This window comes from Methylobacterium tardum (assembly GCF_023546765.1).
In the GTDB taxonomy this organism is placed as follows: Bacteria; Pseudomonadota; Alphaproteobacteria; order Rhizobiales; family Beijerinckiaceae; genus Methylobacterium; species Methylobacterium tardum.
This window is the reverse complement of sequence record NZ_CP097484.1, coordinates 5502072-5525788: the sequence shown is the minus strand read 5'-3', so window position 1 is coordinate 5525788 and position 23717 is coordinate 5502072. Positions and strand designations below refer to the sequence as shown.

22 protein-coding genes and 1 pseudogene are annotated in these 23717 nt (G+C 71.0%); 9 read left to right on the top strand and 14 right to left on the bottom strand.

Annotated elements, in window-relative coordinates:
- Nucleotides 1-267: 267 nt before the first annotated feature.
- The 5 genes from M6G65_RS26345 to paoC all read left to right on the top strand — a co-directional run bounded on the left by M6G65_RS26345 (nt 268) and on the right by paoC (nt 7246).
- Nucleotides 268-1962, top strand: coding sequence for a chloride channel protein (locus tag M6G65_RS26345; RefSeq protein WP_379011839.1), 1695 nt, complete (start codon nt 268-270; stop codon nt 1960-1962).
- Nucleotides 1963-2065: 103 nt separating this feature from the next.
- Nucleotides 2066-3169 carry a tartrate dehydrogenase gene (locus M6G65_RS26340; protein WP_238198745.1) on the top strand — a complete coding sequence of 368 codons (1104 nt, stop codon included), beginning with the start codon at nt 2066-2068 and terminating at the stop codon, nt 3167-3169.
- A gap of 322 nt (nt 3170-3491) precedes the next feature.
- On the top strand, nt 3492-4076 hold the full coding sequence (gene paoA, locus M6G65_RS26335; RefSeq protein ID WP_250103082.1) for an aldehyde dehydrogenase iron-sulfur subunit PaoA: 585 nt from the start codon (nt 3492-3494) through the stop codon (nt 4074-4076).
- Entirely contained in the window at nt 4073-5023 is a 951-nt protein-coding gene (locus M6G65_RS26330; protein WP_238198747.1) for an FAD binding domain-containing protein, read from the top strand. Before paoA ends, M6G65_RS26330 begins: the two co-directional genes overlap by 4 nt.
- Before the next feature lie 3 nt (nt 5024-5026).
- A complete protein-coding gene (gene paoC, locus M6G65_RS26325; protein ID WP_250103081.1) occupies nt 5027-7246 on the top strand; it encodes an aldehyde oxidoreductase molybdenum-binding subunit PaoC in 2220 nt (739 codons plus the stop codon).
- 460 nt (nt 7247-7706) lie between these two features.
- Here the strand turns inward: paoC and M6G65_RS26320 are convergent, their stop codons facing one another.
- The 3 genes from M6G65_RS26320 to M6G65_RS26310 form a co-directional block, all read right to left on the bottom strand.
- Complete coding sequence (locus tag M6G65_RS26320) at nt 7707-8642, bottom strand: aliphatic sulfonate ABC transporter substrate-binding protein (RefSeq protein WP_238198749.1); 936 nt, start codon at nt 8640-8642, stop codon at nt 7707-7709.
- Nucleotides 8643-8999: 357 nt separating this feature from the next.
- A complete protein-coding gene (locus M6G65_RS26315) occupies nt 9000-9971 on the bottom strand; it encodes a bifunctional helix-turn-helix transcriptional regulator/GNAT family N-acetyltransferase (RefSeq protein ID WP_238198750.1) in 972 nt (323 codons plus the stop codon).
- Nucleotides 9972-10055: 84 nt separating this feature from the next.
- Entirely contained in the window at nt 10056-10949 is an 894-nt protein-coding gene (locus M6G65_RS26310; RefSeq protein ID WP_238198751.1) for a LysR family transcriptional regulator, read from the bottom strand.
- A gap of 102 nt (nt 10950-11051) precedes the next feature.
- Between M6G65_RS26310 and M6G65_RS26305 the strand changes: the two genes are divergently transcribed.
- Nucleotides 11052-11933 (top strand): SDR family oxidoreductase, encoded by an 882-nt coding sequence (locus M6G65_RS26305; protein WP_238198752.1) that lies wholly within the window; start codon nt 11052-11054, stop codon nt 11931-11933.
- A gap of 79 nt (nt 11934-12012) precedes the next feature.
- Here the strand turns inward: M6G65_RS26305 and M6G65_RS26300 are convergent, their stop codons facing one another.
- Together M6G65_RS26300 and M6G65_RS26295 are read right to left on the bottom strand one after the other, a co-directional pair.
- Complete coding sequence (locus M6G65_RS26300; protein ID WP_238198753.1) at nt 12013-12534, bottom strand: DUF1993 domain-containing protein; 522 nt, start codon at nt 12532-12534, stop codon at nt 12013-12015.
- Between the two features lie 127 nt (nt 12535-12661).
- Entirely contained in the window at nt 12662-13276 is a 615-nt protein-coding gene (locus M6G65_RS26295) for an FMN-dependent NADH-azoreductase (protein WP_238198754.1), read from the bottom strand.
- A gap of 88 nt (nt 13277-13364) precedes the next feature.
- Between M6G65_RS26295 and M6G65_RS26290 the strand changes: the two genes are divergently transcribed.
- From M6G65_RS26290 to M6G65_RS26280, 3 genes are all read left to right on the top strand, one after another.
- The gene (locus tag M6G65_RS26290; protein ID WP_238198755.1) at nt 13365-13742 is read left to right on the top strand and encodes a winged helix-turn-helix transcriptional regulator; all 378 of its coding nucleotides are present in this window, start codon (nt 13365-13367) and stop codon (nt 13740-13742) included.
- 102 nt (nt 13743-13844) lie between these two features.
- Complete coding sequence (locus M6G65_RS26285) at nt 13845-14255, top strand: response regulator (RefSeq protein ID WP_238198790.1); 411 nt, start codon at nt 13845-13847, stop codon at nt 14253-14255.
- A gap of 124 nt (nt 14256-14379) precedes the next feature.
- On the top strand, nt 14380-15000 hold the full coding sequence (locus M6G65_RS26280) for a glutathione binding-like protein (RefSeq protein ID WP_250103080.1): 621 nt from the start codon (nt 14380-14382) through the stop codon (nt 14998-15000).
- A 29-nt stretch (nt 15001-15029) separates the two neighbouring features.
- Here the strand turns inward: M6G65_RS26280 and M6G65_RS26275 are convergent, their stop codons facing one another.
- The 9 genes and pseudogenes from M6G65_RS26275 to M6G65_RS26235 all read right to left on the bottom strand — a co-directional run bounded on the left by M6G65_RS26275 (nt 15030) and on the right by M6G65_RS26235 (nt 23629).
- Nucleotides 15030-15788 (bottom strand): SDR family oxidoreductase, encoded by a 759-nt coding sequence (locus M6G65_RS26275; RefSeq protein ID WP_210030722.1) that lies wholly within the window; start codon nt 15786-15788, stop codon nt 15030-15032.
- Between the two features lie 15 nt (nt 15789-15803).
- Nucleotides 15804-17018: an ABC transporter substrate-binding protein gene (locus M6G65_RS26270; protein ID WP_250103079.1), complete on the bottom strand. Its 1215-nt coding sequence runs from the start codon at nt 17016-17018 to the stop codon at nt 15804-15806.
- Nucleotides 17019-17147: 129 nt separating this feature from the next.
- Complete coding sequence (gene phnE, locus M6G65_RS26265; RefSeq protein WP_238198761.1) at nt 17148-17969, bottom strand: phosphonate ABC transporter, permease protein PhnE; 822 nt, start codon at nt 17967-17969, stop codon at nt 17148-17150.
- Complete coding sequence (gene phnE, locus M6G65_RS26260; protein ID WP_238198763.1) at nt 17966-18772, bottom strand: phosphonate ABC transporter, permease protein PhnE; 807 nt, start codon at nt 18770-18772, stop codon at nt 17966-17968. The genes phnE (M6G65_RS26265) and phnE (M6G65_RS26260) overlap by 4 nt, the downstream gene beginning before the upstream one ends.
- Nucleotides 18769-19590 (bottom strand): phosphonate ABC transporter ATP-binding protein, encoded by an 822-nt coding sequence (gene phnC / locus M6G65_RS26255; protein WP_238198764.1) that lies wholly within the window; start codon nt 19588-19590, stop codon nt 18769-18771. The genes phnE (M6G65_RS26260) and phnC overlap by 4 nt, the downstream gene beginning before the upstream one ends.
- Nucleotides 19587-20609, bottom strand: a complete 1023-nt coding sequence (gene phnD / locus M6G65_RS26250) for a phosphate/phosphite/phosphonate ABC transporter substrate-binding protein (RefSeq protein WP_238198765.1) — start codon at nt 20607-20609, stop codon at nt 19587-19589. Before phnD ends, phnC begins: the two co-directional genes overlap by 4 nt.
- Nucleotides 20610-21048: 439 nt before the next feature.
- A pseudogene (gene efeB / locus M6G65_RS26245) lies at nt 21049-22288 on the bottom strand (iron uptake transporter deferrochelatase/peroxidase subunit).
- Between the two features lie 78 nt (nt 22289-22366).
- The gene (efeO, locus tag M6G65_RS26240; protein ID WP_238198766.1) at nt 22367-23254 is read right to left on the bottom strand and encodes an iron uptake system protein EfeO; all 888 of its coding nucleotides are present in this window, start codon (nt 23252-23254) and stop codon (nt 22367-22369) included.
- A 189-nt stretch (nt 23255-23443) separates the two neighbouring features.
- Nucleotides 23444-23629, bottom strand: a complete 186-nt coding sequence (locus M6G65_RS26235) for a hypothetical protein (protein ID WP_238198767.1) — start codon at nt 23627-23629, stop codon at nt 23444-23446.
- Nucleotides 23630-23717: the final 88 nt, after the last annotated feature.

The window sequence follows — 23717 nt, the reverse complement described above, 5'->3', positions numbered from 1 at the left end:
GCTGGGACCGCGTCGCGCTGATCCGGGGGCGACGAGACGGACCGTGAGCGCGCGACAGCCAGCGGCGGCCGCGGGCGGGGGCAGGCCTCCGCCGAAACGCCAGGGCGGGCGCAGGCCCGGCCGGGCCGCCGCGCCCGTCGGCGCTGGACCGGTGCGGGCCTCGTCCAGGCCCCGGGGCGGCTGCGCAGCCTCGTCCGCCGCAGCGAGGGCGGCCTCGTGGCGCTCGCGACGCTCGTCGGCTGCGTCTCGGGGATTGCCGTCTCCGCCATGACCTGGGTCACCCAGACCCTGCGCGAGCTGCTCTACGGATTGCCCGCGGGAACGCGGCTCAGCGCGGCCGACGCCGTGACGCCGACGCTCCTGCTCGTGGGGCCCTGCCTCGGCGGCGCGCTGCTGGGGCTGGTGATCCTCGCCGCCGCTTATCTGCGCGGGCCCCGCAAGCGCCCGGCGATCGACCCGATCGAGGCCAATGCCCTGCATGGCGGCCGCATGTCCCTGCGCGACAGCGTCTACCTCGCCCTGCAGAACGTGATCTCGAACGGGTGCGGCGCCTCGGTGGGTCTGGAAGCCGGCTACACGCAGATCGCCTCCGGCCTGGCCTCGCGGCTGGGGATCGCCTTCGAGGTGCGGCGCAGCGACCTGCGCACCCTGGTCGGCTGCGGCGCGGCCGGCGCGATCGCGGCGGGGTTCGGCGCGCCGCTGGCCGGCGCGTTCTACGCCTTCGAGCTGATCATCGGCACCTATTCCATCGCCACGCTCACGCCGGTGGTGGTCGCGGCGCTGTGCGGCAACCTCGTCTCCCGGTCGCTGATCGAGACGCAGCCGCTGGTCGACCTCGGCGACATGCAGGCGGTCACGACCTCGCACGTCACCAGCATGGAGATCCTGCCGAGTCTCGCCCTCGGGCTGGTCTGCGCGGCCCTCGGCATCCTGATCATGCGCGGAGTGACCCTGGTGGAGCGGTTGGTCCAGGCCTCCGGCCTGCCGCGGGCGGCCGCCCCGGCCTTCGGAGGCCTGTGCGTCGGCGCCCTGGCCCTGCTGGCGACGCCGCAGGTGCTCTCGGGCGGCCACGGCGCCCTGCACATGCATTTCGCCGCCGAAGGCCAGGGCCACGGGATCGCGGCGCTCGCCGCTCTGTTCGCCGCCAAGGCCACGGCCTCGGCGATCTCGATCGGCTCCGGATTCCGGGGCGGCCTGTTCTTCGCCTCGCTGTTCCTCGGCGCCATCGCCGGCAAGCTGTTCGCGGCCCTGGCCCCCGAGCTGGTGCCGCCGCTCGCGCAGTTCGGCCTCACGCCGCTGGCCTACGCGGTGATCGGTATGAGCGCGCTCGCCGTGGCGATCATCGGCGGCCCGCTGACCATGACGTTCCTGGCCCTGGAGGTCACCGGCAGCCTGCCGATCACTGGGGTCGTGCTGGCGGCGGTGATCGCGTCCTCGCTGACCGTGCGCAAGACCTTCGGCTACTCCTTCGCCACCTGGCGCTTCCACCTGCGCGGCGAGAGCATCCGCAGCCCCCACGATGTCGGCTGGATCCGCTCGCTGACCGTGGGCCGGCTGATGCGCCGGGACCCCGGCACCGTGGCGGTCGAGACGCCGCTGCCCACCTTCCTGCGGGCGCATCCGCTCGGCTCGCCCTCCCGGGTGATCGCGGTCGACGGGCGCGGGCGCTATGCCGGCATCGTCAACGTCCCCGAGGCGCACGCGGCCGCGCGGGACGCCGCCGCCGACGCCCAGCCGGTGCTCGCCGACCTGCTGCTCCACGCCGGCGACTTCCTGACGCCCAGCATGAACGCCAAGGATGCCGCCGCCGCCTTCGACCGCACCGAGAGCGAGGCGCTCGCGGTGGTCGACGGGCCCGAGACCCGCAGGGTGCTGGGCCTGCTCACCGAGAGCCACACGCTCAAGCGCTACAGCGACGAACTCGACCGCCAGCGCCGGGCCATGGCGGGGGAAACCGACTGATTGTCAGGCCGGGGTGTTGACCGCACACAGGCGAGCAACAATCACCCTGGCGCCTGCAACCAGGGGTCCGCAAGGCCCGAACGCCGTAACCCGTGGAGGATCCATGCCCGGCCAAGAGACAAGCCCGCAGACCGGCCAGCAGCGCCGCTATCGCATCGCGGTCATCCCCGGCGACGGCATCGGCAAGGAAGTGGTGCCCGAGGGCGTGCGCGTGCTGGAGCAGGCCGCCAAGCGGCACGGTTTCAGCCTCCAGCTCGACTGGTTCGATTTCGCGAGCTGCGACTACTACGAGAAGCACGGCCGGATGATGCCGGAGGACTGGAAGCCGCAGATCGAGACGCACGACGCGATCTATTTCGGCGCGGTCGGCATGCCCGAGCGGGTGCCCGACCACATCTCGCTGTGGGGCTCGCTGATCCTGTTCCGGCGCGAGTTCGACCAGTACGCCAACCTGCGCCCGGTGCGGCTGATGCCGGGAGTGAAGTGCCCGCTGGCCGACCGCAAGCCGGGCGACATCGACTTCTGGGTGGTCCGGGAGAACACCGAGGGCGAGTACTCGAATGCCGGCGGCCGGATGTTCGCCGGCACCGACCGGGAATTCGCCCTGCAGGAGACGATCATGACCCGCCACGGGGTCGACCGGGTCCTGAAATTCGCCTTCGAGCTGGCCCAGAAGCGCCCGAACAAGCACCTGACCTCGGCCACCAAGTCGAACGGCATCTCGATCACCATGCCGTACTGGGACGAGCGGGTGAAGGAGATGGCCAAGGCCTATCCCGATGTGCGGTGGGACCAGTACCACATCGACATCCTGACCGCGCATTTCGTCCTGAACCCGGACCGGTTTGACGTGGTGGTGGCCTCGAACCTGTTCGGCGACATCCTGTCGGACCTCGGGCCCGCCTGCACGGGCACGATCGGCATCGCGCCGTCGGGCAACATCAACCCGGAGCGGGTGCACCCGTCGGTGTTCGAGCCGGTCCACGGCTCGGCGCCCGACATCGCCGGCCAGGGCATCGCCAACCCGATCGGCCAGATCTGGTCGGGCGCGATGATGCTGGAGCATCTCGGGGAGCACGCCGCGGCCGCCGAGATCGTCAGCGGGATCGAGCGGGTGCTCTCGGAGCGGACGCTGCGGACCCGTGACCTCGGCGGCAACGCCGATACGGAGGCCTGCGGCAAGGCGGTGGCAGAGGCGCTGGGCTAGGCCCCGGCCCCTCTCCTCGCGCGTTCCGGGTCCCGCCGTCGCCCCGGACGCGGGGGCGGGCCCGCAGACAGGATCGTCGTCCCGGTGCTGGGCTCCCCGCCGGGACCGGCCGCCCCCGCCCTCCTGCCGGAACGCCGCAGACGCGCCCGCCCCCCTGATCATCGCGCCGGCGCGCCATACCTTGGAGCAAATCCAGGGTGTCGGTGTTTCCCTGGGGCATCCCGCCCGCGACGGGCCGGCCCGTGCCGGTCCTCTCCCTGCCCCAGGCCGGGAGATCGGGATGCAGCGTTCGCGACGTGATGATCTGAACCGGAGAGACTTGATGGTGGGAGCTACCGCCGCGGCCGGCGCGCCCGAGGGCGCAGGTGCCGGGACCGTACGGACCGACGAACCGGTCCTCGCGAAGGTCACCCTGACGGTGAACGGCCAGCGCCGGGACCTCGAACTCGATACCCGGACCAGCCTGCTCGACGCGGCGCGCGAGCATCTGCACCTGACCGGTTCCAAGAAGGGCTGCGACCACGGCCAGTGCGGCGCCTGCACGATGATCGCCGACGGCCGACGCATCAACGCCTGCCTGACGCTGGCGGTCATGTACCAGGGCGCCGAGATCACCACGATCGAGGGGCTCGGCCAGCCGGACCACCTGCACCCGATGCAGGCGGCCTTCGTGAAGCACGATGGCTACCAGTGCGGCTACTGCACGCCGGGCCAGATCTGCTCGGGCGTCGCCGTCCTCGAGGAGATCAAGGCCGGCATCCCGAGCCACGTGACCGCGGACCTCGAGGCCGCCCCCCAGGTGACGGAGGCCGAGATCCGCGAGCGCATGAGCGGCAACATCTGCCGCTGCGGCGCCTATTCCAACATCGTCGAGGCGATGACCGAGGTCGCGGGAGCGCGGGCATGAAGTCCTTCACCTACGAGCGCCCCGGCACGCCGGCGGAAGCTGCCGCGGCCGTCGCCGCCACGCCCGACGCCAAGTTCATCGCCGGCGGCACCAACCTGCTCGACCTGATGAAGCTGCAGATCGAGACGCCGCGCCACCTCGTGGACGTGAACGGCCTCGGACTCGACACGGTCGAGCCGACCGAAGAGGGCGGCCTGCGCATCGGCGCGCTGGTGCGCGACACCGACCTCGCCGCCCATCCGCGGGTGCGCAAGGATTACGGGGTCTTGAGCCGGGCGCTGCTCGCGGGGGCCTCGGGCCAGCTGCGCAACAGGGCGACCACCGCCGGCAACCTGCTCCAGCGGACGCGCTGCCCGTATTTCTACGACACCGCGCAGGCCTGCAACAAGCGCGCGCCCGGCTCCGGCTGCGCGGCCCTCGATGGCGTGAACCGGTCGCTGGCGGTGATCGGCGGCAGCGAGGCCTGCATCGCCACGCATCCCGGCGACATGGCGGTGGCCATGCGCGTGCTCGACGCCACCGTCGAGACGGTCGACGCCGCCGGCAGCGGGCGCAGCATCCCGATCGCCGAGTTCCACCGCCTGCCCGGCGACGAGCCGCAGCGCGACACCACCCTCAAGCCCGGCGAGCTGATCACCGCGGTGACGCTGCCGAAGCCGGTCGCCGGCACGCATATCTACCGCAAGGTCCGCGACCGCGCCTCCTACGCCTACGCGCTGGTCTCGGTGGCGGCGATCCTGGGCAAGGACGGCAGTGGCCACGTCGCCTTCGGCGGCGTCGCCCACAAACCCTGGCGGGTGGAGGCGGCCGAAGCCGATCTCCCGAAGGGCGCCAGGGCCGTGACGTCCCGGGTCTTCGCCGACGCCAAGCCGACCCACGAGAACGCCTTCAAGCTGACGCTCGCCGAGCGGACGCTGACCGCCGCGCTCAACCAAGCGAGGGCCTGAGCCATGAAGTTCGACACCCCCGCGGGCCCGAACCCGATCGACCGCCTCAAGGTCGTGGGCCGGCCCACCGACCGCATCGACGGCAAGTACAAGACCACCGGCACCGCACCCTACGCCTACGAGCGCCACGACGTGGCGCCCAACGCCGCCTACGGCTACGTGCTCGGCGCCGGCATCGCCAAGGGCCGCGTGCGCCGGATCGGCACCGCGGCGGCGAAGGCCGCCCCCGGCGTGATCGCGATCGTCACCACCCTCGACACGCCGCGGATCGAGCGCGGCGTGATGAACGTCGCCTACCTGTTCGGCGGCGACGTGATCCAGCACTACCATCAGGCGATCGCCGTGGTGGTGGCCGAGACCTTCGAGCAGGCCCGGGCGGCCTCCTTCCTGGTCGCGGTGGAATACGCCCCGGAGGACGGCGCGTTCGACCTCGCCGAGGCGGCGAAATCGGCCAAGCCGGTCCCGGCCGACAGCGGCGAGGGCAGCGGCGGCGACGGCGAGGAGCGGGTCGGCGATTTCGAGGGCGCGTTCGCGCAGGCCCCCGTGACGCTCGACGCGACCTACACGACCGCCGACGAGAGCCACGCCATGATGGAGCCGCACGCCACGACCGCGGCCTGGGACGGCGACAAGGTCACGCTCTGGACCTCCAACCAGATGATCGGCTGGGGCCACGGCAGCCTCGCCAAGATGCTCGGCCTGCCCAAGGAGAAGGTCCGGCTCGACGCGCCGTTCGTCGGCGGCGGCTTCGGCGGCAAGCTGTTCGTGCGCGCCGACGCGGTCCTGGCGGCGCTCGCCGCCAAGGCGGCGGGGCGGCCCGTAAAGGTGGCGCTGACGCGCCCGCTCATCGCCAACAACACCACCCACCGGCCGGCCACGATCCAGCGGGTGCGGATCGGCGCGACCCAGGACGGCACCATCACGGCGATCGCTCACGAGAGCACGTCCGGCAACCTGCCGGACGGCGATCCCGAGACGGCGGTGAACCAGACCAAATTCCTCTACGCGGGGGCGAACCGCCTGACCGCCATGAAGCTCGCCCATCTCGACCTGCCCGAGGGCAACGCCATGCGGGCGCCGGGCGAGGCGCCGGGCTTGGCGGTGCTCGAGATCGCCATGGACGAGATGGCCGAGAAGCTCGGCCTCGACCCGGTGGAATTCCGCATTCGGAACGACACCCAGGTCGATCCGAACCAGCCGGACCGCCCGTTCTCGCACCGCGACCTCGTCGGTTGCCTGAAGCTCGGCGCCGAGAAGTTCGGCTGGGCCAAGCGCAACCCGAAGCCCGGGCAGGTCCGGGAGGGCCAGCGGCTCATCGGCCTCGGCATGGCGGCGGCGTTCCGCAACAACATGGTGCTGAAGTCGGGTGCCCGGGTGCGGCTCGATCGCGACGGCAGAGTCACGGTCGAGACCGATATGACCGATATCGGTACCGGCAGCTACACGATCATCGCGCAGACCGCGGCCGAGATGATGGGCGTGCCCCTCGACCGCGTCGTGGCGCGGCTGGGCGACTCGGACTTCCCGGTCTCGTCGGGCTCGGGCGGCCAGTTCGGCGCCAACTCGCCGACCGCGGGCGTCTACGCGGCCTGCGTGAAGCTGCGGGAGGCCGTCGCGCAGAAGCTCGGCTTCAACGCCACCGACGCGGTGTTCGAGGACGGCGAGGTCCGCGCCGGCAACCGCGCGATCCCGCTCGCCCAGGCCGCGGCCGACGGCGAGCTGGTGGCCGAGGACGCGATCGAATTCGGCAAGATCTCGAAGGTGCAGCAGGTCTCGACCTTCGGGGCGCATTTCGCCGAGGTCGCGGTGGACGCCTATACCGCGGAGGTGCGGGTCCGGCGGATGCTGGCGGTCTGCGCGGCCGGGCGGATCCTCAACCCGAAATCCGCCCGCAGCCAGGTGATCGGCGGCATGGTCATGGGCACCGGCGCGGCCCTGATGGAGGAGCTGGCCGTCGACACCAAGCGCGGCTTCTTCGCCAACCACGACCTGGCCGGCTACGAGGTGCCGGTCCATGCCGACATCCCGCACCAGGAGGTGTTCTTCCTCGACGAGGTCGACCCGATGTCCTCGCCCATGAAAGCGAAGGGCGTGGGCGAGCTCGGCATCAGCGGGGTCGGCGCCGCGGTGGCGAACGCGATCTACAACGCCACCGGCATCCGCGTGCGCGACTACCCGATCACCCTCGACAAGCTCCTCGAGCGCATGCCGGACGCGGCCTGAGCGTCACGCGGGGACGTCCACGGCGGATGTCCCCGCTTCGCGGCGCATCATCCAGAGAGGTGGTCTGCGGCCTCCCGGATGGTGCATGATCAAGGCTCCAAGCAGCGTTGCCTCGTCCGGCCCACGGTCCGCGGCCGGGAAGCACCGACGATTTTGATGGACCCGACGCCCCCTCTCCCGTGCGGGCGGATCGCTGGCCGCGCCGCGCCCTCCCCGCCTGCGGGCTCCGGGCGACACCGGCTGGAACATTCATCTCCCAACATGGGATGATCCCCGCTGTCCTCCCGAAACGCCGAAGGCGAGCCCGGACCCGACGGGGCACGCTAGAGGCGGGCAATCCAGAACCGCAGGTGGTGCAAGGTCTGCGCGCATCGGCGGCTCTGGATTCCGGGCTCCGCTGCGCGGCCCCGGAATGACGAGGCGGGAGCCTTAGAACCGGCGCCATTCTGGCGACACCCGCTTAGGTCCGAGGCGGCGTCCAGACCGCGTCCCGGACCTGGATGGCGCGCGGGATCAGCCCGAGCCGGTGAAATCGGTCGGCCGTCGCCTGCTGCTTGGCGAGGAGCGCCTCCGTGACCGGGCCGACGCCGAATTCAGTGCGGTCGGCGACGCCCTTCTCGATCGCGTACGGCACGCCCGTGACGGTCGCGAGCGCCTGCGCCACCTGATCCCGGTGGACCTCCGCCCAGGAAGCCGCCTCCGCCATGCCCTCTACAGCCGCCGTCACGATCCCGGGATACCGGTCGGCGAAGGTGCGGCTGGCCAGGAAGAAGTCCGACACGGCGTGCGTCTGCCGGGAGGTCGTGAGGATCCGCGTGTCGTTCTGCGCCTGCGCCAGGGCGAGATACGGATCCCAGATCACCCAGGCCTCGACGCTGCCATTCGCGAAAGCGGGGCCGGCATCGGAGGGCAGCAGGTAAGCCGGCTTGACGTCGGAGATGCTGAGGCCCGCCTTCTCGAGCGCCGTCACCAGCAGGTTGTGGGAACTGGTGCCGCGCCCGACCGCGACCGTGCGGCCCTTGAGATCCGCCACGGTCCGGATCGGCGAGCCTGCCTTCACCACGATGGCCTCGCCGTCGCCGGACAGCACCGAGGCGCCGACATAGACGAGGGTGCTGCCGGCCGCCTGGGCGAAGCCGAAGTCGAGGCTGCCGGCGTTGAGCGCTTCGAGCAGCGGCGGTCCGGCCTGGAACTCGACCCAGCGCACCGCGATGCCCTGCGGCGCCAAGCGCTTCTCGATGGTCCGCTGCTGGCGAGCCACCACGACCACGCCGACCTTCTGGTAGCCGATCCGAAACTCTTTGGGTGCCGCCTGCGCGGCCGCGCCCGTCGCGGTCGCGAGGCCGGCGCCGAGGGCAACAAGCAGAGCCGCGACCCGGCGTCGTGTGGTCGTCACGCGGAGATCTCCTTGCAGACGGGCGGGCGCTCGGCCCTGCACGAACCGGCCGACCCTGAATCACGGCAGGCCCATCCGGAGCATCGCCAAGATATCCCCCGGCCCGCAGAAAGAGGTTCCGTATTTTCAGGGCAGACCGGAACGTCTTTCCAAGGCCGCCTCCATAACGGGAGCGCCGACCTGTGCTTCTCCGTTACTGAGCTGCCGTCGATCCTGCAGATCCGCCGAGGCTGCGCAGCAAGACTTGCCCGGCACGACCGGGCCGGTTCGGGACATGAGACCCATCCGGCGGATCGAAGACCTGCGCAACTGGAGCCGGTACGCCGGATAATGGCGGCCCGCCTGCGGCCATCCCGGTCACGGTTCGTAGCGCATTGCCACGTTGCAGCGGGCGTAACGCCGTCCGAAGCGGTCCATGATCTCGGCATCGTGCCGGAACCCGACCTTCTCGTAGAGATGGATCGCCGCCGCGCACGCGGTGTTGGTCAGCAGGTAGAGCGTCTCGATGTCCATCGTCCCGGCGCGGGCTAGGACGGCGCGCAGCAGGTGCTCGCCGGCCTTCAATCCGCGTGCCCGCTCCGACACCGCCATCTTGGTGAGCTCGAAGCAGCCCGGACTGGTGGTCATCAGTGCGCAGGTGCCGACGACACCCAGACCCTCGGCCTCGACGAACAGGATGAGACCACCCCGATCCAGGATCTCGCCGCGCGGGTCGGACAGGATCCGGCGGTCGTTCTCCTCCAGGGCGAACATCGCCGCGATCCACTCGGCGTTGATGGCGTAGAAGGCCTCGGCCAGATCGTCCGCATAGTCGCGGATCGTGAGCGCCGGCCGCTCGCCGCTCCCGCGGGGGCCGGCCTGGACGCGCGCCGCGAAGGCGCGGTCATCGAGCCGGCGCTCCAGCCCGGCGAGCTGGTCCAGCAGCGGACCGGTCAGGCCGTCGCACAGGTCGGTCACGGCCGCGTGGACCCGGGGCCACAGCGTCGCCTTGGCGCGCGCCATCAGCGCCTGCCCGGCGGCGCTGAGCGACAGGGCCTTCTGGCGCAGGTCGCGGTCGGAGCGGGTCTCGGTCAGGAGCCCGGCTTCCACGAGGCTCGCCGCCGTGCGGGTGACGGCCGGCTGGCTCACACCGAGAGCAAGGGCGGCATCGTTGACGGTCATGGGGCCGTAGCGATCGACCGCGGCGAGGAGCGGGAATTGCGCCGGCTGAATCCCGAGCCCCTCCTCCCGCAGGATCTTGGTCGCGTCCCCCTGGAACCGGTCGGACAGGCGCTTGAGGCGGCTGCCGAGGAACAGGGGCCCCAGGTCGTGCAGTATGTCGGCGCTCATGGCATCGCTCCTGAGCGCGATATACATAACGCGTTATGGATATGGCAAGCCGGCCCCGGGCGCGTCGCCGGAGCGCTGCCGCCTTCAGCTGCCGATGAAGGTCGCCAGCTCCTCCGGCGTGCCGAGCGGGAAGGCCGCCTTCAGGTGGTCGAGGAAGGCCGACACCCGCGCGCTCAGCAGCCGGCGCGACGGGTAGAGCGCCCACAGCGCGATCTCCGGGCCGTCCGCATCGCCCCAATGCACCAGCGTGCCGGCCGCGAGATCGCGGCCGACCAGCGAGACCGGCAGGCAGGCGGCGCCGGCGCCCGCCCGGACCGCGTCGCGCACCATGATCAGCGAGGACAGGTGCAGGACCGGATCGACCGCGATGCGCACCCGGCCTGTCGGTCCCGTCACGGTCCAGGCGGACACGGGATCGCTCCCGCCGCGCAGGACGGCCGGGACGGCAGCGCCGTCCACGCCGCGATCGAGACCCGGGCTCGCGACCACGACGAGCCGGTCGCGCAGGAAGATCCGCCCGACCAGGCTGTCATCCGGGTCCGGATTGACTCGGATCACGAGGTCATAGCCCTCCTCGACCATGTCGACGGCGCGATCCTCCGTCGTCACCTCGAGCCGGACCTCCGGAAATCGCCCGGCGAATCCGGCGGCGAGCCGGCCCATGGCGGTCTGCGAGAACAGCAGCGGGGCGCTGATCCTCAGGCGCCCCCGCGGGTTGCGTCCGCCCGCCGCGATCCCCGCCGCAACCTCCTCAAGCTCGGTCAGCAGGGCACCGGAGCGTGCGTGGAGCGCCCGCCCCTCCTCGGTGAGCGTCAGGATGCGCGTCCCGCGTTCCAGCAGGCGCAAGCCCAGGCTGCCCTCCAGCTCCGCGACCCGGCGGGACAGCGTGGCCTTCGGGCGTCCGGTGGCCCGGGCGGCGCGTCCGAACCCGCCGTGGCGGGCGACCAGGTTGAAATCGGCGAGGGCGAGGAGATCCATCCGTTCCACCAGCGAGACAGTGCATCCCAATATACCGTCTATTGGCGCACAGGTGGATCACGCATCTTCGGGCTGTCCACGACATCAACCCGGAGTGCTCCCATGACCATCCTCGTAACCGGCGCCACCGGCACGGTCGGCCGCCACGTCGTCGCGCAGCTCGTGCAGCAGGGGGCGGAGGTTCGAGCCCTCGTCCGCGATCCCGCCAAGGCCGATCTGCCGGCCGGAATCGCCGTCGTGCAGGGCGACCTGCTGGATGTCGACGCGCTGCGGAATGCCCTGTCGGGCGTCTCCACCCTGTTCCTGCTGAACGCGGTGGTGCCCGACGAGGTCTCGCAGGCGCTGATCGCGCTCAATCTCGCCCGGGAGGCCGGCATCGAGCGGATCGTCTACCTGTCGGTGATCCACAGCGACGCCTACGTGAACGTGCCGCACTTCGCCGGCAAGTTCGCCGTCGAGCGCATGATCGAGCGGATGGGCTTCGGCGCCACCATCCTGCGCCCCGCCTACTTCTTCAGCAACGATCTGACGATCAAGGACGTGGTGCTGGGCCACGGCGTCTACCCGATGCCGGTCGGCAGCAAGGGTCTGGCGATGATCGACGTGCGGGACATCGGCGCGATCGCGGCCCGCGAACTCCTGCGCCGCGAGCAGGCCCCCGGGCCGCTCCCGCTCGACCGGATCAACCTCGTCGGTCCGGACACGCTGACCGGCGCGGATGTCGCGGCGATCTGGTCGGAGGTGCTGGCGCGCCCGGTCGCCTATGGCGGCGACGACACCGCCCGGTTCGAGCAGACCCTGCGGGCCTTCATGCCGGGCTGGATGGCCTTCGACATGCGCCTCATGGCCGAGCGCTTCCTCACCGACGGCATGCTGCCCGAGGCCGGCGACGTCGCGCGCCTGACCGGGCTGCTCGGCCGGCCGCTGCGCAGCTACCGCGCCTTCGCGGCCGAGACCGTGTCCGCAACCGGGGTCTCGGCCTGAGCGCCGGATGCCGATTCCGGGCCGGGGCGTGCGGCCCCGGTCGTTTCGACCGTTACCGGGCCGGTCAATCCGGCCGGCGCTACGCGGAGGCCCCGTCGAAGGGGCCGAGATAGTCGCGCTTGCCGACCGGGACGCCCCTGTGCCGCAGGATGTCGTAGGCCGTGGTGACGTGGAAGAAGAAGTTCGGCAGCGCGAACTGGAGGACGTAGCGGTCGGCGGACAGCGTCTGCTGGAACGCGCCGCCGCCGAAGGTGACCGCCTGCGTCTCGCGGCCCGCGAAGGCGTCTGGCGGCAGCGTGCCGAGATAGGCGATCGTGTCCGCGCAGCGCGCCCGCAACTGGTCGAACGTGGTCTCCGCGTCCGCGAAGGACGGGGCCTGCCTGCCGGTGAGCCGCGCGCCGCCGAACTTCGCAGTGTCGGAGGCGCGCTGCACCTGGCCGGCCAGCGTCAGCATGTCGGGCGCGAGCCGCGCCTCGATATAGGTTTCGGGTGCCGCGCCGGTCTCGGACGCGTGCGCCTCCGCCTTGTCGAGCAGGGTCGACAGGATCGTCAGCCCGCGCGTGAACACCGGGATCGAGGCGTCGTACAGGGTCAGGGGCATCGCGGACCTTCTCGAATGCGGGGCGTCTGGCCGGCGTCCCGAAGCGGCGCGCGGGTCATGCGGGAACGAGGCCGGTCCCGGCGTGCGGTTTGTCACACCGGCCGCGTCCACGGCAGCGGCGTGCCCGTCAGGCGGCGAGCTGTCCGATGGCGTCGCGCGCCGCCTCCATCGCGTGGGTCTTGGTCTGCTCGCCGGCCGCCAGACCCTCGACCAGCACGAATTCGGGCGCGATGCCCAGGAACCCGAAGACCGCGCGCAGGTAGCTCTGGGCGTGCTCCGCCGAGATCATCGCGGTGTCCGGACCGTAGAAGCCGCCGCGAGCCAGCGCGACGATCACGCGCTTGCCGCGCATCAGGCCCTCCGGGCCGCCCGCGCCGTACCTGAAGGTCCGGCCCGGAACGGCCAAGCGATCGATCCAGGCCTTGAGCTGCGAGGGGATGCCGAAATTGTACATCGGGGCCCCGACCACCACGATGTCGGCGGCCAGGAACTCCTCAAGGAGCCGGTCGCTGGCGTCGCGCCGGGACTGCCCGGCGGCGTCGAGCGCGCCCGCCAGGGCCGCCCGGGGATGGGCGCTCGGCAGCGTCGCCAGCGTCAGGTGCGGCAGGTCCGCCTCGGCGAGGTCGCGGTACGTGACCTCCGCCGCGACGCCCGCCGTCACCCTTCGGACGATCAGGGCCGACAGCTCGCGCGAGACCGAGCCGGCCCCGAGAATGCTGCTATCCACGTGCAGGAGTTTCATATCGGAACCCGGTTCCTGTTTGTGACCGGGCGATGATATGAGCTTGGCTGGGCGCCGCAAGACGGCACAGATTTGATACCGAGGTTACATGGATGTGACCGAGTCGACCGTCTCGCCGTCCTCGGATTGCCGCCGGGTCTCGCAGGTCCTGTCCCGTATCGGCGACAAGTGGAGCGTGCTCGTCATCATGCTGCTGCATCGCGGACCGCACCGCTTCAGCGCATTGAAGCGCAGCATCGGCGGGATCTCGCAGCGGATGCTGACGCTGACCTTACGGAACCTGGAGCGGGACGGCCTGGTGAGCCGCACCGTCACGCCGTCGATCCCGCCCCGGGTCGATTACGAGCTGACCGAGATGGGACGTTCCCTGGCCGAGCCGGTGAAGGCGCTGGGGGCCTGGGCCTTCCAGCATCTCGACGCCATCGGTGCCGCGCAGACCCGGTACGACGGGCAGGCGGACCCCTGAGACGGCCACCGGACCAGTGCGCCTGCGCCGCCCGACGTGCCGCCCGGCACCTCGCCCGATGCGCGGCGCGGATCTTTGATCTGGGTTGGGATTTGTCCGATGATGACCGACTCGCCCGCCCCTTCGACTCCTTACGCCCTCGTCGTCGACGACGACGGCCTCATCCGCATGGATGCGATGGATATGCTGGAGGATGCGGGGTTCCGGACCTTCGAGGCCAGCGACGGCGACACGGCGATCGCGCTGCTCGCCCAGAACCATGCCCTGATCGTCCTGCTGTTCACCGACGTGCAGATGCCGGGCTCCCGCGACGGCTTCGCGGTCGCGCGGGAGACGGCCCGCCAGTGGCCGCACATCGCCATCGTGGTGGCGTCCGGTCAGGTCCAGCCCGGCCCGGACGACATGCCCGACGGGGCGCGCTTCATCGGCAAGCCGTTCACGGCCGACATGGTGCACGACCATCTCAAGGAGATCCTGCCGGACGGTCAGAAGCCGGAGCCGCTGCGCGATTAGGCTCGGTCGGGATCGCGACCTGTAGCCGGGCAGCTGGCAGCATCCCGCACGATCCCGGCTTCTGCGAACCGGCGGGGGCCGGTACACAGGACCGAGGATCCGGCGCCTGAGGGATGCACCCGCGATGATCGAGCTGTACGCCTGGAACACGCCCAACGGTCGCAAGATCAGCGTGGCCCTCGAGGAGATGGCGCTGCCCTACCGGGTCACGCCGGTGGACATCACCCAGGGCGCGCAGCACGAGCCGGCCTTCCTGGCGATCAGCCCGAACAACCGGATCCCCGCCATCGCCGACCCCGACGGGCCGGACGGCGCGCCGATCTCGGTGTTCGAATCCGGCGCGATCCTGCTGTACCTCGCCGAGAAAACCGGCCGGTTCCTTCCGGAGGACCGGCGGCAGCGCGTCGCCGCGCTGGAATGGCTGATGTGGCAGATGGGCGGCTTCGGGCCGATGCCCGGTCAGGTCCACCATTTCCTGACCGTCGATCCGGCGAACCGGGCCTACGGGCTGGAGCGCTACCAAAAGGAGACGCGGCGGCTCTACGGCGTCCTGGACCGTCGCCTGGCGCAGGTCGCGTTCGTGGCGGGACCGCTCTCGGTGGCGGATTTCGCGATCCTCGGATGGGCCTGGCGGCACGAGCGCCATCAGGTCAGCCTCGATGCGTATCCGCACGTGCAGCGCTGGTATCAGGCCCTGATGAGCCGGCCGGCCGTGCAGCGCGGTTTCGAGGTTCCCCTGAGCTGAGGCCGGCGCGGCCCCTTCATCGCGACCGCTCAGAGCTTCACACCCTCGAGATAGCCGCGGTTCCAGGTGGGGCTCATCAGGATCTCGTTGATGCACACGGAGGCCGGCAGGCGCGCGACGAACAGGATCGTCTCGGCGAGATCCTCCGCCTGCAGCATCCGCCCCTTGTCCTCCGCCGTCACCGGAACCGGCCGCTTGTCGAGGAGCGGCGTCGCGACCTCGCCGGGGCAGATGCAGCAGGACCGGATGCCGTGGCCGCATTCCTCCTGGTTCAGGCTCTCCGAGAGCGCCACCAGCCCGTGCTTGGCCGCCGAATAGGCCGGCCCGGTCAGCTTGGAGACGTAGCGGCCGGCCCAGGAGGAGACGTGGATGATCAGGCCGCTCCCCTGGGCGCGCATCGCCGGCAGCACCGCCCGCGACGCGTAGAACGGGCCGTTGAGATTGGCGCCGACCACGGCGTCGATGCCGGCTGGCGTGATCGCGTCCCAGCCCCGCTGCGGCACGTTGAGGCCCGCCGCGTTCACCAGCAGGTCGCAGCGCCGGTAGGCGGCCTCCACTGCCTCCCAGGCGCGCTGGACGTCGTCGGCCACGCGCATGTCGGCGGGGGCGACCAGCGCCTCCCCGCCCGCCCCGCGCACGAGCTCGGCGGTGTGCTCAAGCGCCTCGCGCCCCCGTCCGGTGAGCGCGAGCCGCAGCCCGGCCTTCGCCAGCGCCAGGGCAGCCGCCTGTCCGATGCCGGACCCGGCCCCCGTCACCCAGGCGACCTGTCCTCCGATGTCACGCAGCATGCCGGGCTCCCGTTTCTACAGCTTGCCGACGAGCGGGCAGCCCCCCTCGGCCAGGGGGCGGAAGGCCTGCTCGGCTGGGATCGTGTCGAGGAGTTTGTAGAGGTCCCACGGACCCTTCGATTCCGAGGGCGCCTTCACCTCGAACAGGTACATCGGGTGCACCTTGCGCCCGTCCGCCCGGACCGTGCCCTTGCCGAACAGCGGGTCGTCCGTCGGGTTGGCCTTCATCCAGGCCATGGTCGTCTGCGGGTCCGTCGACTTCGTCGCCGCCACCGCCTTCAGGTAGTGCAGCAGCCCAGCATAGACGCCCGCATGGTTCATCGTCGGCATGCTGTTGCCGTTGCGCGGGTAGAACCGCTCGGAGAAGGCCCGCGTCCCAGGGTTGAGGTCCCAGTAGAACGATTCCGTGAGCACCAGCCCCTGCGCGGTCTGCAGGCCGATCGCGTGGACGTCGACGGCGTAGATCAGCAGCGCGGCGAGCTTCTGGCCGCTCTCGGTCAGCCCGAACTCGTGCGCCTGCTTGACCGCGTTGACCGTGTCGCCGCCGGCATTGGCCAGCCCCACCACCTTCGCCCCCGAGGCCTGGGCCTGCAGCAGGAACGAGGAGAAGTCGGTGGCGGGGAACGGGACCCGGGCGGCGCCCAGGACCCGCCCGCCGCCCTTGTCGATCACCGCGGTGGCCTCGTTCTGCAGCGAGAGGCCGAACGCGTAGTCGGCGGTGAGGAAGTACCACGCGTCGCCGCCGCGCTTGAGCATGGCGCCGGCCGTGCCGTGCGCCAGCGCGTAGGTGTCGTAGGTCCACTGGATCGTGTTCGGCGAGCATTGCCGGCCGGTCAGCTCCGTGGTCCCGGCGCCCGAATCGATGAAGACCTTGTTCTTCTCGCGCGTGACCTCGCTCACCGCCAGCGCCACCGAGGAGGTCGGCACGTCGAGGATCGCGTCGACGCCCTCGCGGTCGTACCACTGGCGGGCGACGGCGGCCCCGACATCGGGCTTGTTCTGGTGGTCGGCCGAGACGACCTCGACCTGCACGTCCGGGTTGGTCTTGGCGAAATCCTCGACCGCCATCTGCGCGGCGACGACGGAGCCCTTGCCGCCGGTATCCGCGTAGACGCCGGACATGTCGTTGAGGATTCCGACCTTGACGCGGATCGGCTCGGCGGAAGCCGGCCCGATCAGGGCGGCCAGATTGATCGCGGCCGAGAGAACGCAGCACCGGATCAGCGTCATGGCAGACATTCCTCCGAGGCGGATTTTTTGTTGCCGACAGGAGGGCATGGCTGGCATCCCAGCGTCAAGCACCGGTCCGCGGCGGGATCCGGGCATCGACGCGCCACCCGAACCTGTCGCCTGCGAGGCTCAGAGCATGCGGGCTCTCACGGTCGTGACCACGATCTCGGCCGCGATGACGGTGGCGAAGATGGCGGCGAGCACCACGGCCACCTGATCCCAGTAGAGCAGGTTGAGCGCCGTATCGAGCGCGACGCCGATGCCGCCGGCGCCGACCAGGCCGAGCACGGCCGATTCCCGGATGTTGATGTCCCAGCGGAACAGCGCGATCGACCAGAAGGCCGGCTTCACCTGCGGCCAGTAGCCGAGCAGCAGGGTCGAGAGCCGCCCGGCCCCGGCGGCCTGCAGCGCCTCGATCGAGCCGCGGTTCGCCTCCTCCAGCGCCTCGGCGAACAGCTTGCCGGTGAACCCCACGGAGCGCAGCGCGATCGCCAGCGTGCCGGCGAGCGGCCCCGGGCCGAACACCGCCACGAACAGCAGCGCCCAGACCAGGGAATTCACCGAGCGGGAGGTCACGAACACGAACTTCGCCAGCAGGTTCAGGGGCAGGCTGGGCGTCACGTTCCGCGCCGCCAGCAGCCCGATCGGCACCGCGATGCCGATCGCGATCAGCGTGCCGAGCGTCGCGATGTGCAGCGTCTCGACCAGGGCCCGCAGCGTCGGGCCGACATAGCCGGCATCCATCGGCCACATCCGCCCGAACAGGTCGGCGAGCTGGTCGGGGGCGTCGTAGAGGAATTCGGGGATCACCTCGATCGTGCGCAGGCTCGTCACGAAGGCGGCCACCGCGAACAGCGTGAAGGCGAGCCGCGCGAGGCGCTTACCCAGGGAGAAGCGCTGCCAACGGCGCGGGGCCGGAGCGGCGGAGACGGTCGCGGCGGCGGCGCTCACTGGAACACCTTCCGCGCCCAGCCCGACACGATCTCGGCCACCATGATCAGCGCGACGATCACGATCAGGATCGCCAGCACGACGTCGTAGTCGAAGCGCTGATAGGCGGTGAACAGCGTCGCGCCGATGCCGCCGCCGCCCACGATCCCCACCATGGTCGAGTTCCGGAGGTTGGAATCGAGCTGGTAGGTGGCGAAGCCGATGAAGCGCGGCAGGACCTGCGGCTGCACGCCCATGATCAGCGTGGACAGGAAGCCCGCGCCGGTCGCCCGCACCGCCTCGACCTGCTTCAGGGAGATCTCCTCGATCGCCTCGGCGAACAGCTTCGCGATGAAGCCGACCGAGGCGACGATCAGCGCCATCACGCCGGCCAGCGCCCCGAAGCCGATCGCCTTCACGAACAGGATCGCCACGATGATCGGGTGGAACGAGCGGCACAGGGCGATCAGCGCCCGCGTCGGCCACGTCACCCAGGACGGCATCAGGTTGCGCGCCGCGAGGAAGCCGATCGGCAGGGCGATCACGATGCCGATCACCGTGGCGATCACGGCGATCTGCAGGCTCTCGACGATGCCGGACTGGATCAGCTCCCAGCGCGAGAAGTTCGGCGGGAACATGCGGGCCAGGAACTGCCGGCCATGGCCGAGCCCGCTGGCGAGGCGCTCCGGCACGAAGCCGAGTTGGCTGGCGGCGTAGAGCGCGTAGAGGGCGAGGAGCGCCCAGCCGATCCGCGCCGTCCAGTTCGGACGGAACGCGGCGTCGCGGGGAACGCCCGCGGGAGGTCGTCCGGCGGCGGCGCTCATTCGAGCCAGTTCTCGCCGCCGTAGATGCCGCGCAGGTCCCGCTCGCTCAGGCGGTCGGGCGGCCCGTCATAGACCACGTGGCCGCCCGACATGCCGACGATGCGCGCGGCAAAGCGCTGGGCGAGCGCCACGTTGTGGATGTTGACGACCACCGGCACGCCGCGCTCGGCCGCGAGCCGCGACAGGATCTCCATGATCTCGACGGAGCTCTTCGGGTCGAGGGACGAGGTCGGCTCGTCGGCGAGCACGATCTCGGGCTCCTGCATGATCGCCCGGGCGATGCCGACGCGCTGGCGCTGGCCGCCCGAGAGGGCGTCGGCCCGGCGCGTGGCGAAGCCCGAGAGGCCGACCGCGTCGAGGAGGTCGAAGGCCCGGGCGATGTCGGCCTCGGGGAACCGCCGCAGCCACGCGCGCCAGACCGGCACGTAGCCGAGGCGCCCGCAGAGCAGGTTCTCCATCACGGTCAGGCGTTCGACGAGGTTGTATTCCTGGAACACCATCCCGATCCGGCGCCGCGCCTGGCGCAAGCGGCGGCCGGAGAGCTGGGCGAGATCCTCGCCGCGGAACAGGATCTCCCCCGACGTCGGCTGCACGAGGCGGTTGATGCAGCGGATCAGGGTGCTCTTGCCGGTCCCCGACGGCCCGATGATCGCGGTGAGGCCGGTGCCCGGCACCACGAGGTCGATGCCCTTCAGGACCGGCTGGCCGGGCCGGTACTCCTTGGTGAGCCCACGGATCACCAGGGCGCGCGGATCGTCCGCCCGGACGCCCGCGTCCGGCCCGGCGGTGGGCCCGCGCAGCGCGGTTCCCGCGGTCACGGCTTGCCCGTGCCGTCGGCCTTCTTGCGCGCCGCCTCGGCCTCGCGGGCGGCCTCCCGCTCGTAGGCGGTCTTGTTGTAGGGCGTGCCCGATTCCTCCGCGACCTTGCGGACGATCGCCCAGTCCTTGAGGTAGGTGATCGGCGCGAAGCGGTCGTCGCCCTCGAAATCCTTCACCATGTCGGGCGGGAAGCGGAAATCGTAGAAGCACTGCTTCAGCTTCTCGGCGAGTTCCGGCTTGAGGTCGTGGGCGTAGGCGAAGCCCGAGGTCGGGAACTTCTCGCTCGTGTAGATCACCCGGTAATCGTCGCCCTTGATCGTGCCGCGGGCGACCATCCGGTAGAATACGTCGGAGGCCACCGGCGCCGCGTCGTAATCGCCGGTGCCGACGCCCAGCGCCGACTTGTCGTGGCCGCCGGAGTAGATGAGCTTGTAATCCTCGCCCGGCTTCAGGCCCTGCTCGGGGAACAGCGCCTTGGGGGCGAGATTGCCGGAATTCGATGACGGGGCGGTGTGGGCGACCCGCTTGCCCTTGAGGTCGGTGAGCGTCTTGTACGGGCTGTTCGCCTTCACCACGACGATGAGGTTGTAGCCCTCGGCGCCCTTCTCGGTGCCCTTGGCGGCGAACGGGATCGCGCCGGCCATGTTGACGGCGAAGCCGAGCGGGCCCGTCGAGAAGCCCGCCACCGTGAGCCGGCCGGAGCGCATCGCCTCGATCTCGGCCGAGTTCGACTGGACGGGGTAGTAGACGACCCGCTTGCCCGTGCACTGGCTCAGATAGGTGGTGAACGGCTTGAAGGAATTCTCGTAGACCGCGGGATCCTCGACCGGTGTGTAGGCGAACACGATGACGCTGGGATCGCGGGTCTTCGCCGGCACATCGGCGACGAGGTCCTTGTTGGCGTCGCAGTACGCGTCGTCGAGCTGGCCGCGATTGGGGCAGTCGTCGGCCTTGGCGGGCGACACCGAACCCAGTCCCCAGAGCAGCGCCAGGGCGGCACCGTATCGGGCGATTGTCACGCGGTTTCCTCCATGCGGAGCAAGGCCTTAGGCCGCTCCGCCGTGTTGCCGCTCGATCCAGGCCGAGCTTGAGCCGGCAAACTTGTAGGCGTCGGCTTCCGGATTGCGCAAGGCCGCGGGCGCGGCGGTTCTTGAGGGATGGGGTGTGGTGACAGGTTCCGTCGATCCGCGGCCCGCCCGCCTCGCGGCATCGAACCGCGTTCCCCGGCGGCGCGCCAGGATCGAGATCGCGTCCCTCGATCAGGAATTCGCTTGGGCTGCCGGCCATGCCGTCATTCCGGGGCGCCGCAGGCGCGCCCGGAATCCAGAACCACCGACGGAGCAAGGCATTGGCGCGTCGGCGGCTTTGGATCCCGGGCTCCGCTGCGCGGCCCCGGGATGACGGTGCGCAGGACCAACCCCGGGCGGCCAAGTCCACGCGGATCGGGACGCGATCAGCCTACACGGCGGCGAGCAGCCCCTCCCCCAGGAAGCTCTCGGGCCCCGCGACCCCCGGCAGGGCGAAGAAGTAGCCGCCGCCGACCGGGCGGATGTACTCCTCGAGGCCCTCGCCGGAGAGGCGGTTCTGGACGGTGATGAAGCCGGCCGCGAGGTCGGCCTGATAGCAGACGAACAGCAGGCCCATATCGAGCTGCCCGGCCGTGGTCAGCCCGCGGGAGTAATTGTAGCTGCGACGCAGGATCAGGCTGCCCTCGGTGCCGGGCAGGCGCGGGTTGGCGAGGCGGATATGGGCAGCGAGCGAGATGGCCTCGCCGTCCGGATCGGCCGCGTAGTCGGGGGTGTCGCGCTCGTGGCCCTGCCGGAGCGGCGCGCCGCTGCCCTTGTGCCGGCCGATGATCGCCTCCTGCTCGCCGAGCGGCGTGCGGTCCCAGCGCTCGGCGAGGGTGCGGATGATCCGCACCACGGTAGCTGCCCCCCGCCGTCCAGGCCGGCTCGTCCTGCCCCGCCGCCACCCAGACGTAGCGGTCCATCAGCCGGGAATCCCGAACGTCGAGATTGGCGGTGCCGTCCTTGAAGCCCAGCATGTTGCGCACGGTGTCGGCCCCCATGGTCTTCACCACGTGGGGCGGCAGGAAACCCTCGATCTTCCAGCGGGGCGCCAGCAGGCCGGGCGTCGCCTTGATGACGTCGCGCAGGGCGTGGATGTTGGTCTCGGCCGTGTTCGAGCAGAACTGGATCAGCAGGTCGCCGTGGCACTGGGCCGGGTCGAGGGCGTCGTTGGAGAAGCGCTCCATGGGCCCGAGATGGCGCGGGCGGGCGCGCGCCAGGCCGAACCGGTAGTCGAACAGGCTCGCGCCGATCGAGACGGTGGCGGTGAGGTTGTCCGGCAGGACCGTGGGACCCAGGATGCCGGAATTGCGCGGCGGCAGCTGCGGGTGGACATCGGGCACGGCGCCGCCCCGGGTCAGGAAGGCCAGGCGCTCGGTCAGCGTCCGGAACAGGTGGGGCAGCTCGCCCCGACGCTCGGCCAGCACGTCGAAGGCGACGTAGAGGGCGGCGGCCGGCTGCGGGGTGACGATCCCGGCCTGGTGGGGCCCGTAGAACGGCTGGGCGACGAGCGTGCCCTCGGTCGCCGGCGTGGGCGTCGCATCCTCGGCCCGGGCCGGAGCGAGGAGCGCGACCGCGCCGAGACCGCCGAGGAAACGGCGGCGGGTGGAGACCGGAGACGGAAAGCGCATCATCGCTCGACGAAATCTGTTCGTTCTGCCGCGTGTCGTCGCGAACAAAGACGACAGGACGGCACCTTGGCAATGGTTTCAGTCTAACCCCAGACGGCCGCGCAACGTCGACAGGTCTTCGGCGAGCAGCGTGATCGGCCCCTTGAGGGCGTTGCGGTCCCGGGCCGTGAGGTTGTCGTAGCTCTGAAAGCCGCCATCCGGGCTGCGGTAGCGGGCGAGCAGGTCCTCGACCCGCTTGTAGCTGCGCTCGACCCGGGCCACGAAGTCCCGGTCCGCCAGCAAGGGCCGCAGGAGCGTGAACACCACCTTCGAGCCCTCGATGTTGGCCTGGAAGTCCCACAGGTCGGTGCGGCTGTAGCGCTCCTCCTCGCCGCTGATCTTGGTGGCGGCGATCCCCTCGATCAGGGCCGAAGCGGCCCCGACCGCCCTCGCGGGCGGAATGGCCAGCGCCACGATGCGGTCGCGCAGGGTCACGGTCTCGGTCGCGAGCCGCTCCGCGACCTCGCCGAGGCCCTCCGTGGTGCCGTGGGTGAAGAGCGCCATCTCCAGGCGGTGGAAGCCCACGAAGGCGGGATCGCGCTCGCGCAGCTCGAACTCGTCGCTGCGCACGTCGAGGCGCTTGATCAGCTCGGGAAACAGGGCCGCCACCGGCTCGATGCGCTCGTAGGGTGCGCGCGCCGGGGCGTAGAGCCGGCGCGCCTCCGCGAGCTGCCCGGCCTGGATCGCCGCGACGAAGCGCGCGGTCTCGCGCACGAAGGCGTCGGCCTGGGCGATGACGTAGGTCCGGTAGGCGGCGAGGGCCGCAGCGAGCTCCGGCGCCACCGGCCGGGACGGCCGCGCGGGGCGCGGGCTGTCCGGCTGCTCGAGGGACAAGGCCGGCCGCGGATCGCCGAGGCCGATCAGGATCGCCACGACGACCGCCGCGACGCGGCGTCGGTCCCTGTCGAGGCGTGCAATCTCGGGCATGCGTGGCCGGAGGCGGGTCCAAACGCGGAGCGCGACGCGCGCCGACCGCCTGGTCCGGCTAACCGAGGCCGCGCACCGGGGCAACCGCCCTGGGTCCTCACAGCCGGCTCAGACGAGAAGCGGGATCAGGATGGCGAGCAGGACATTCCCGCCGACGAGCAGGACCAGGGGGAGCGCGTCCATGGCCGGTCAGCCGATGCAGGCCAGCGCGCGGGCGCCGGGCGCGGCGGCCTTCGCCGGGCAGGCACGGACAGCCATCGCGGAGGCCGGGGCGTCGGCCGGCTGGGCGGTGACGGCCTGCGAGAGCATCGGCAGGTAGGTGGTGCCGGTCAGGATGCCGGCCGAGAGCAGCAGGCGGGCGATGACGTCGAGCATGGTGTTTCCCCTCTTTCGGTCTTCGAGGACCGTTGTGCGGGGCGGTGTCTACGGGTTTCGTGATGCGGGAATATTGCGTCCCGTGTTG